Raw genomic sequence first — 8,248 nt, 5'->3', positions numbered from 1 at the left:
GGTCCCAATGGCTTGGGTCGTCATGGCAACATGGCGATTTAAAACTCGTGCTCAACCGCCGTATGCGGACCCGCATGTACGGTGGTGTGGGAGGGGTCCCGGGCAACCGGGCCCCTATCCCGATCGCCATGGTTATCCGCCATCAGGCGCGGGCGGGCAGAGGCAACCTACCGAAAAAAACGAAACAGGCCAAAATTGCGATAGTGTCCGGCGATTGGCTCAGCAATCAGGAAGAGGTTAGCGGCGTCTTTCGCGGACCGCAAGTTCCGAACCGGCACGGAGCGCCCTTGGGCGGTAACGTTGTCAAAGAAGCAACAGTTGTATAGCGAGTATGTACCATCATCTTCAAGCACTAACGCAGGATCGAATACGATGATTTTCCCGTCTTGGCGGGTGGCGGCGTCCGCAGGATACGAGCCGAAAGTGTGCACAAAGTCAATCAAAGCATTGACGACAGATTCGTGCTTGGCAGCACGCAGAATCGCCCACCGCGAACGAGATGTGGAAACTAGCGCTGCTTTCAATTCGGCTTCAGTTGGTTCCATGCCGTGAGCCAGGAGATAGCGTGGATCTCAGTCGGATAACGACGGCGGTAACGGGGCCGCCGCCAGAAAACTATGATTTCAAAACCCGCGTAATCGGCGGCTCCCGTTCACCGCATGGTTATTTTGCTTCCTCGTGAACGTCAGGATCGAACGAGCCAAACGCAGTCAGTAGCGGACCGAGGATTGCCTGATTTGAGGGCACATCTTCCGATCGGCACGTGCACCGGAGTTTGAACAACGTGTTTCCCTGCGCCCACACATAAATATCAGAAGCCAGAACCATATCGTCGACGGTCAAGTGATACTGTGACCACAACGCTTGCTGCTGTGAGTCGCCCAATTCTACCGTCTTGGATTCAGTCTCTTTGGCAGCTTGCCAATAACCGAGCTGTACTGCCTGTTCGATTCCGTTCTTTGCGTGACGCATCTCTTCTTTGACAGGTGTCGCATTCACGTCATTCGGTATTGAAGTGAGGCCACGAGTAAACTGGTAGAGCGTGACCGCCAATCCTGAATCATGCTCGTAGGCGACGGTGAATCCGTGATCGTCTGGCGGTAACGCACGTGTTTCACTTCGTATCCAACCAGGTGGAGTTGCAAGTGTAATGTTTGGTTTTGGCGGTTCCGTGTTCTGCGCTTCACGCTCGGCTTCAGCAACAGCGGCGAGTAACTGCTCGCGCTCGGATGCCGAAGTCTGTGGCGGTGTCGCCGGTGACACTGGCTGGGAGCGGTCGCACCCGCAGACGCTCACGAGCAACAAGACAATAACGGTGAGTGGTTGGGTTGGATGAGGCATGTTCTGCAAAATAACGGTACCCGTCACCGGGCCGGGAAGTTTGATTGCCCATTCGTGAAACCACGCAAGCCCGGCTCCGGTGCAGTACGCCCAACATGGGCGTGATCTTGTGGGGTGAAAGTCCCCTGTACTTATTTCCGGTTTCTTTCAACACGAGGCAGTATACCAAATGTAACTCTTACGAAAGACAGTACGAGGCGAAGGCAACTGCGGAAGGGTGACCAACCGTGGGGAGGAAGCCTGCGAATGTGCTCGTGAAGCTGGAAAACGCCGAGAACAGTTCTGGTTCAACAATGACCGAATCAGGCGAGTTTTAACGCAAACCGTCCCAGCCACATTCACGCCAAGACCCGCCAGGTGACGAACAGAAACCCGATACGAGGCCGACGACTCGAGGTGAGTGGGCTGCTGACCACGAAACCAAACCGGAAGAACGGGCGCAGGTAGATCGGGCACTTGGGCGGGGACAGATCACGTGTCTCGGTGCGATCGCATCAATCCGCGACGTCCCTTATTTGGGGAGATCTCGATGCGTACCCGTGAGTAGGGCTTGCCCGAAAGGCGGGACGAGTGCGGCAACGCACCTCGTGCAAAGAGAAGTCAGCAGAGGGCATAGTATTCGACCCACGCGGTCGTCGAAGGCCCGAAGGGAACGAGCAAGTACGTGTCCGTTGTCATTCGCGAAAGAATCATCGCCGTACGGCGTTTTCTAAGCGGCATGACAACGGTCCCAATGGCTTGGGTCGTCATGGCAACATGGCGATTTAAAACTCGTGCTCAACCGCCGTATGCGGACCCGCATGTACGGTGGTGTGGGAGGGGTCCCGGGCAACCGGGCCCCTATCCCGATTCGGATTGTTCGTCGTGTCCCAACGGCGACAGTTCGAACGAGTTTGGCCGGATGTCATTGTATCGAACGTTGACGAACCAGTGTTCAACGAGCGTTGATTCAGTCCTGGATTCGGGTCGGGGCCGGGCGTTGCCACATCGACGAACGGCGGACATCACGGGGCACGGAGAGTGAACTATCCATCGCAAAAAAAGCCGCAAGCCGTGCTCCCGTGCATGTCATGGTTCCCCGCCGTCTTGGCCAACGTAGCGGAAATTGCGAGCACACCAAGCAAGGGCAAAATGGATCGCACCGAGGACGCAGCCGAGCACGAAGGTAACGAATGGAATCAGCCAAGTGTAAGCGAACGTGTCGATGCGAGCATTCGATGGCGAAGTCGGATCATACAGCACATCGATGCGGTCGCCAACGTCGCCGGGCGATGGCGAGACGTGACCGTATGCTTCAACCGAGTAATCACGCCCGTTAGCAGCAAAGGTGAACGTAGGCTTGAACAGCAGGTCACCGTCATCATTGGTCGTAGTGTGCAAATCGACGACAGTGCCGGTGGTGCGTTTTGCGTCGCGAAGAAAGTCGGCAGTGAGAACAGTCGCGATCAACGACACCAGGAGCGAGCATCCCGCAAGGAGCGGAATTAGAACGCGAATCATGCCAAACCAGTTTCGGATCATTAAAGACTTGAAGTCAGTTTTGTCGGGGAACGCCACCGATCACGGAGCGGCCGGTGAAAAGTTGGAAGTTGTAAAAAAGTCGTCTTGGCCGCTGCCGTGGATCGGATTGTTCGTCGTGTCCGATGGGATCACGCAATGCGGTTGACATTGCCGCAATCGTACCGATTCGCTCCGCCAACCTCAAGCAAATTTCAGGCAGTGCACTTTCGGATGCCGGAAATCACGAACGTTGAATTAGTGTGTGATCAGTGCACATTAGCGTTCAGCGCAGCCTGTTTTTCGGGAACACTAATCCGCGCTAATCGAACACTAATCCAGCCCCCACGTCGCAACGGAGTCTTCGACACGACGGCGTCGGTCTTCGCGGTCTCCAGCATCGACGAACACCACCGATCACGGAGCGGCCGGTGAAAAGTTGGAAGCTGTAAAAAGTCGTCTTGGCCGCTGCCGTGGATCGGATTGTTCGTCGTGTCCGATGGGATCACGCAATGCGGTTGACATTGCCGCAATCGTACCGATTCGCTCCGCCAACCTCAAGCAAATTTCAGGAAGTGCAATTCCGGACGCCGGAAATCACGAACGTTGAATTAGTGTGTGATTAGTGCAGATTAGCGTTCAGCGCAGCCTGTTTTTCGGGAACACTAATCCGCGCTAATCGAACACTAATCCAGCCCCCACGTCGCAACGGAGTCGTCGACACGACGGCGTCGGTCTTCGCGGTCTCCAGCATCGACGAACGACCCGCATCACGGGGTGGCGGGAGTTGATGTTGATTTCAAAATCGACTGGCCACCGCCACTCCCGTGCATGCGATGGTTCGTCGGCGTCACTCGAGTTCATCATATTGCGAGTAGTCTTCGCGAAAGACCTGCACGATGTCAGTACCGACAATTTCGTAATGATCTTCCATTTGGTGGTGGAAAGCAATGATTTCATCTGGCTGCCGAAGATTGATTCCCCAGAAATCATCACCGCTGGAAGACCCAAAGAACAGAAACGGTCGAAGGTCTGGCGTGTTCCATTCGGTCCACATGTGTTTTGTAATGCTCACCAGAGACCCAATGTAATCTTCATCAGTCAGCGAGAAGAGGTACTTTGCGTTGCCTTTGTCCTCCCGGAAACCGTCACAGATCAGGTAGAGCGCACGCAGTTGGGTTGGAAGCTGAACTCCAAGCTGCGACTCGGCTTCGACGATCGCAGCTTCAGTAGCGGGAGGCGAGAATCGGCCATTCGGGAATAGTGTTCTGAGCATCGATTCTTTAGCCGACGAACACCGCCGATCACGGAGCGGCCGGTGAAAGGTTGGAAGTTGTAAAAAGTCGTCCTGGCCGCTGCCGTGCATCGGGATAGTTCGTCGTGTCCCAACGGCGACAGTTCGAACGAGTTTGGCCGCATGCCAGTGTATCGAACGTTGACGAACCAGTGTTCAACGAGCGTTGATTCAGTCCTGGATTCGGGCCGGGGCCGGGCGTTGCAGCACCGACGAACACCACCGATCACGGAGCGGCCGGTAAAAAGTTGGAAGTTCCAATATAGCGTCCTGGCCGCTGCCGTGGATCGGATAGTTCGTCGTGTCCCAACGGCGACAGTTCGAACGAGTTTGGCCGGATGTCAGTGTACACGTCTCGATGCCGCTGCGAAGTTGACTGCACAACGCACGTTGAAGCTGAAGTCTGGATGCTTCAGTACCGCCGCAACCACCCAGCCACGAAAGACCACCGCCATGCCAATTCGATCACGAACCAATACCAAGCCGAGCCCCCGGTCCGCCTGTACTGAACGCCAAAATTCAGCCAAAACCTCAGTCAGCAGTCGCTTGATTGAGGGCTAGTGCAAATCACGCGGACAAACTTTTTTCGTAACCCGCAGCGTAAGCGAGGGATGACTCAATATCAACGATCCCTCGCTTACCGACGTGTTGATTGAGTCCTCATCGAAACCCGCAGCGTGAGCGAGGGATACATACAGAGGCCTTACTGGCGCTGAATCCCTCGCTCACGCTTCGGGTTACGATTCAATCAACAAGCCCTCACGCAGCGGGTTACGAAAAAAGTGCAACTTCGAAACTCACGCGTCGGGATACGATTCAATCGACAGCCCGCTAGCGCAAATCAAGCGGACAAAACTTTCGGGTTGATTTTCTTCGACACCCGTCGCGCGATCTGATACGCTAAGGGTCTCTTCTTCAATCTTTGGCTTGGGGGAACGCGTGTGAACACGCCGATCCGGACCGCCGCTCTGGTCGCGACCTTGCGACTCGCCGTCATGGCTCTTGCCGTGAAAGTTTGGGTGTCCATCCTCACCGAGTATCCGCTCTATTTTCCCGCCGACTTTTCGGCCGCTTTCTTGATCGGTCGCGAAGAGGTGTTTGATGGGTTGTATCGCTTCGCGTTCTATAGCCACATCGTGGTCGGTCCGATCGCGTTGATCTTGGCAGCTTGGCTGTTGTTCGGAGGCCAAAAGCTCACTCGTCGGCGGTCGACAACCCGAGCGAGGCAATCGCATCGCCGAGTCGGTCGGGTGCAGGCGATCTTGGTGCTCGGGATCCTCGTTCCCAGTGGCTTGGTGATGGCATGGGATGCTCACACCGGACCGATCGCCGGTTGGGGATTTGGATCGCTATCGATCGCGACTGCGGCAACGATGTTGATGGCGATACGAAAAGCAATCAGCGGCGATTTCGAGGCTCATCGACTTTGGGCGACACGCTGTTTCCTATGCTTGGTCTCGCCCTTGATCCTGCGAGTCAGCATGGGAGTGTCGATCACGCTCGCGTTCGAAAGCGAAACGTTCTATCAATTCAACGCCTGGGCCAGCTGGATGATTCCGTTGGCGATTTACGAATTCAGGCTGTTGCCACGGCGAATGCCATCAGGTGCTTCTGCTCTCGACGCGACGATGGCGCACACTCACTTTCCCGATTCTCCGGTTTCTAGTCAGACTGTTTCCTATCAAAAGGTGATGCCATGAATGTTTGCACGGTCGGTCGGCAACGACTCGGTTTTACGTTGGTGGAGATGCTCGTGGTGATCGCGATCATCGGTGTTTTGGTGGGGCTGCTTTTGCCGGCGACCCGGGGCACGCGAGAGTCGGCCCGCCGGATGATGTGTTCGAACAACATGAAACAGGTTGGTTTGGCGATGCACAACTATCACGCCGCTTACCAACAATTGCCCGCGGCCTTCGGCGGGACCGGCCAGTTTGGCGATGAGGTATTCTCGGGCGTGATCGATAACGGAGGACGGCTCAGCGGATTGGTCGGCTTGGTGCCGTTCATCGAAGCACAAAGTTTGTGGGAGGAAATCAGCAATCCGTTGCCAAGTGGTTCAACGAACTATCCGCCGATGGGGCCTTCGGTTCTCGATCCGAACTACCCGCCATGGCGAACGCAAACCAATGCCTATCGATGCCCAAGCGACCCCGCATTGGCAGAAACGTTTGCGCTAACGAACTACACGTTTTGTCTCGGGGATGCCGCCCATGACTTGCATCAGTCCAACGACCAAACGCAACGCGGAATGTTCGGCAGCGAACGCGTCCGTCGCTTCAAGGATATCACCGACGGACTCGCCAATACGATCGCGATGGGCGAGATCACCGTCGACCTCAAGGACCGATGCGTCTCTGGACAATATGCGATCGACCGAACCTCGGCGATCCTGGACTCGCCTATCTTGGTGAAAGAAACAATCGATCCTAGTCGACCAAGCTTCTACTCCTTGACCACACCATTGTCCGAGCGCGGTCGCGGTACGAACTGGGCGGACGGAACCGCAGGGGGATCTTTGTTCAACACAATCTTGACGCCGAACCAACCCAGTGCGGCGGTCGGTGCGGACGCAACCGACGGAATCTACAGCACGGCCAGTCATCACCAAGGCGGCGTCCATGTCTTGATGGGCGATGGAGCGATCAAGTTCATCACCGACAGCATCGAAGCCGGTGATCCATCTCTACCCGTGCCAATACTTGCTGAAGGAAACATCAAACCGCCGACACCGTACGGACTGTGGGGGAAGCTTGGTACCGCCGCAAGCGATGATGAGATTGACGAGGGTTTTTAGTGCACTGCGATCGCTCGCTGGATGCTTGGATGATTCGTTCTTCGGCGACCACGGCGCGTCGATTCGCTTTCAGGCGTCCGATTTCACAACCCACCGGACATCGTAGGGGAGTCGTTGCTTGGTCGACGTTCGAAAACGCAAACCGTTTTGATGGAGTTCTCGCATCGTTGTGATGGTGTCGCGAAGCTTCGGAACAACCTGTTCGAATCGAGCAAACGGGATGACGATCTCGATCAAGTCGGTTTTTGACAATCGCACATAGAGTTTCAGTTTCTTCGTGTCGGTGGTGGCCGCGTAGTCGAATCGGTCTTCATCGGCCATCTTTTCGACCTGAGCCAAGATCGCTTTGGATTTGAACTGGCGAACCTTATCGCGTTTTTGGTCGCTGGCTTGACGTCGCGCGTAACGCTGCAGAGTTTGGCGAACCAGATCAGCGATCTCGTCAATACTGCTAACAACGGCGACGTGATCACCGCGACGCCAATTGCCCAGCGTCAGGATCAGCTGATGGTCGTCGTTGGTTTCCAAACGCAGTTCATCGGTCCGCCAGTACTGATGATCCAGGTGCGGTTCGGGAATCGTAAAACGGCACAGCGTCCGACTTCGTGAGTCTCGATCGCCGGGATGGTTGGCGAGTCGGACGCCGTCGATTCGGCTAAGTTTTTCGTACCATTGCTTGGCTAGCTCCGTCCGTTTCTTCAGATCCACCTGGATCGGCGATTCGCCCGGGAAGCATTCGCGAAATAGCTTGTTGATGGATTGGACAGGAAGTTTCAATGCGACGCCTCAGGTTGCCTTGCCTGCGTAAAAGCACTGTCGTTGGTGCTCGTAAACAACGATTCCGGTGGTCGTGGCCAAGTTCAAGCTGCGCACCCTAGGGTCGGTCGGCAATCGCAACGATCGCGGATCGTCGGGGTCAAGGATGTCCCGCGGCAGACCGCTGGTTTCGCGTCCGAAGACGAACACGTCCCCCAGTTTCAGCGGGCAGTCCCACAGGGTCCGTTTGGCGAATTTGGACAAGAAATAAAACCGCTGCGGATCGAGTTTCTCGGTCAGCGAGGTCCAGTCCGGGACCATCTCGATGTCCAAATGTTGCCAATAGTCTAGCCCGGCCCGACGGAGGCGTTTTTCATCAAAGGAAAACGAGGCCGGCTCGACGATCCAAAGCTTGATCCCGAGGGCCACACAGGTTCGGCCGATATTGCCCGTATTTTGTGGGATTTCGGGTTGATACAACACGACGTGGGCCGGCGGCGGTGCCGAAGAGGCGGCATCGGACGGAGACTTAGCGGCTGTGGAGGTGTCGGCGGGTGAGTTCATCG

Annotated in this window: 9 protein-coding genes; 4 read left to right on the top strand and 5 right to left on the bottom strand. The window is 55.9% G+C overall.

The window, feature by feature from the left end:
* Positions 1 to 326: hypothetical protein (locus tag Pla100_RS31725; RefSeq protein ID WP_231603239.1), on the top strand; the 326-nt coding region annotated here is incomplete at its 5' end.
* 337 nt (positions 327 to 663) lie between these two features.
* On the opposite strand, the gene Pla100_RS19200 is transcribed toward Pla100_RS31725, so the two are convergent.
* Positions 664 to 1,341, bottom strand: a complete 678-nt coding sequence (locus tag Pla100_RS19200; RefSeq protein WP_146521551.1) for a hypothetical protein — start codon at positions 1,339 to 1,341, stop codon at positions 664 to 666.
* 1,068 nt (positions 1,342 to 2,409) lie between these two features.
* Complete coding sequence (locus Pla100_RS19195; protein WP_146579277.1) at positions 2,410 to 2,841, bottom strand: DUF3592 domain-containing protein; 432 nt, start codon at positions 2,839 to 2,841, stop codon at positions 2,410 to 2,412.
* Here Pla100_RS19195 and Pla100_RS30950 point away from each other — a divergent pair.
* Positions 2,840 to 3,007, top strand: coding sequence for a hypothetical protein (locus Pla100_RS30950; protein WP_197168070.1), 168 nt, complete (start codon positions 2,840 to 2,842; stop codon positions 3,005 to 3,007). The genes Pla100_RS19195 and Pla100_RS30950 overlap by 2 nt on opposite strands.
* Before the next feature lie 681 nt (positions 3,008 to 3,688).
* Here Pla100_RS30950 and Pla100_RS19190 read toward each other — a convergent pair.
* A complete protein-coding gene (locus Pla100_RS19190; RefSeq protein WP_146579276.1) occupies positions 3,689 to 4,204 on the bottom strand; it encodes an SMI1/KNR4 family protein in 516 nt (171 codons plus the stop codon).
* An 869-nt stretch (positions 4,205 to 5,073) separates the two neighbouring features.
* Here Pla100_RS19190 and Pla100_RS19185 point away from each other — a divergent pair.
* Together Pla100_RS19185 and Pla100_RS19180 are read left to right on the top strand one after the other, a co-directional pair.
* Positions 5,074 to 5,832 carry a DUF2306 domain-containing protein gene (locus Pla100_RS19185; RefSeq protein ID WP_146579275.1) on the top strand — a complete coding sequence of 253 codons (759 nt, stop codon included), beginning with the start codon at positions 5,074 to 5,076 and terminating at the stop codon, positions 5,830 to 5,832.
* Positions 5,829 to 6,926, top strand: coding sequence for a DUF1559 domain-containing protein (locus Pla100_RS19180; protein WP_146579274.1), 1,098 nt, complete (start codon positions 5,829 to 5,831; stop codon positions 6,924 to 6,926). Before Pla100_RS19185 ends, Pla100_RS19180 begins: the two co-directional genes overlap by 4 nt.
* A gap of 69 nt (positions 6,927 to 6,995) precedes the next feature.
* Here Pla100_RS19180 and Pla100_RS19175 read toward each other — a convergent pair whose 3' ends face one another.
* Complete coding sequence (locus Pla100_RS19175) at positions 6,996 to 7,703, bottom strand: hypothetical protein (protein ID WP_146579273.1); 708 nt, start codon at positions 7,701 to 7,703, stop codon at positions 6,996 to 6,998.
* Between the two features lie 9 nt (positions 7,704 to 7,712).
* Entirely contained in the window at positions 7,713 to 8,246 is a 534-nt protein-coding gene (locus tag Pla100_RS19170; RefSeq protein ID WP_146579272.1) for a tRNA (cytidine(34)-2'-O)-methyltransferase, read from the bottom strand.
* Positions 8,247 to 8,248 lie beyond the last annotated feature (2 nt).

Source organism: Neorhodopirellula pilleata (assembly GCF_007859915.1).
Lineage (GTDB): Bacteria > Planctomycetota > Planctomycetia > Pirellulales > Pirellulaceae > Rhodopirellula > Rhodopirellula pilleata.
This window is presented reverse-complemented; position numbering and strand designations above follow the sequence as displayed.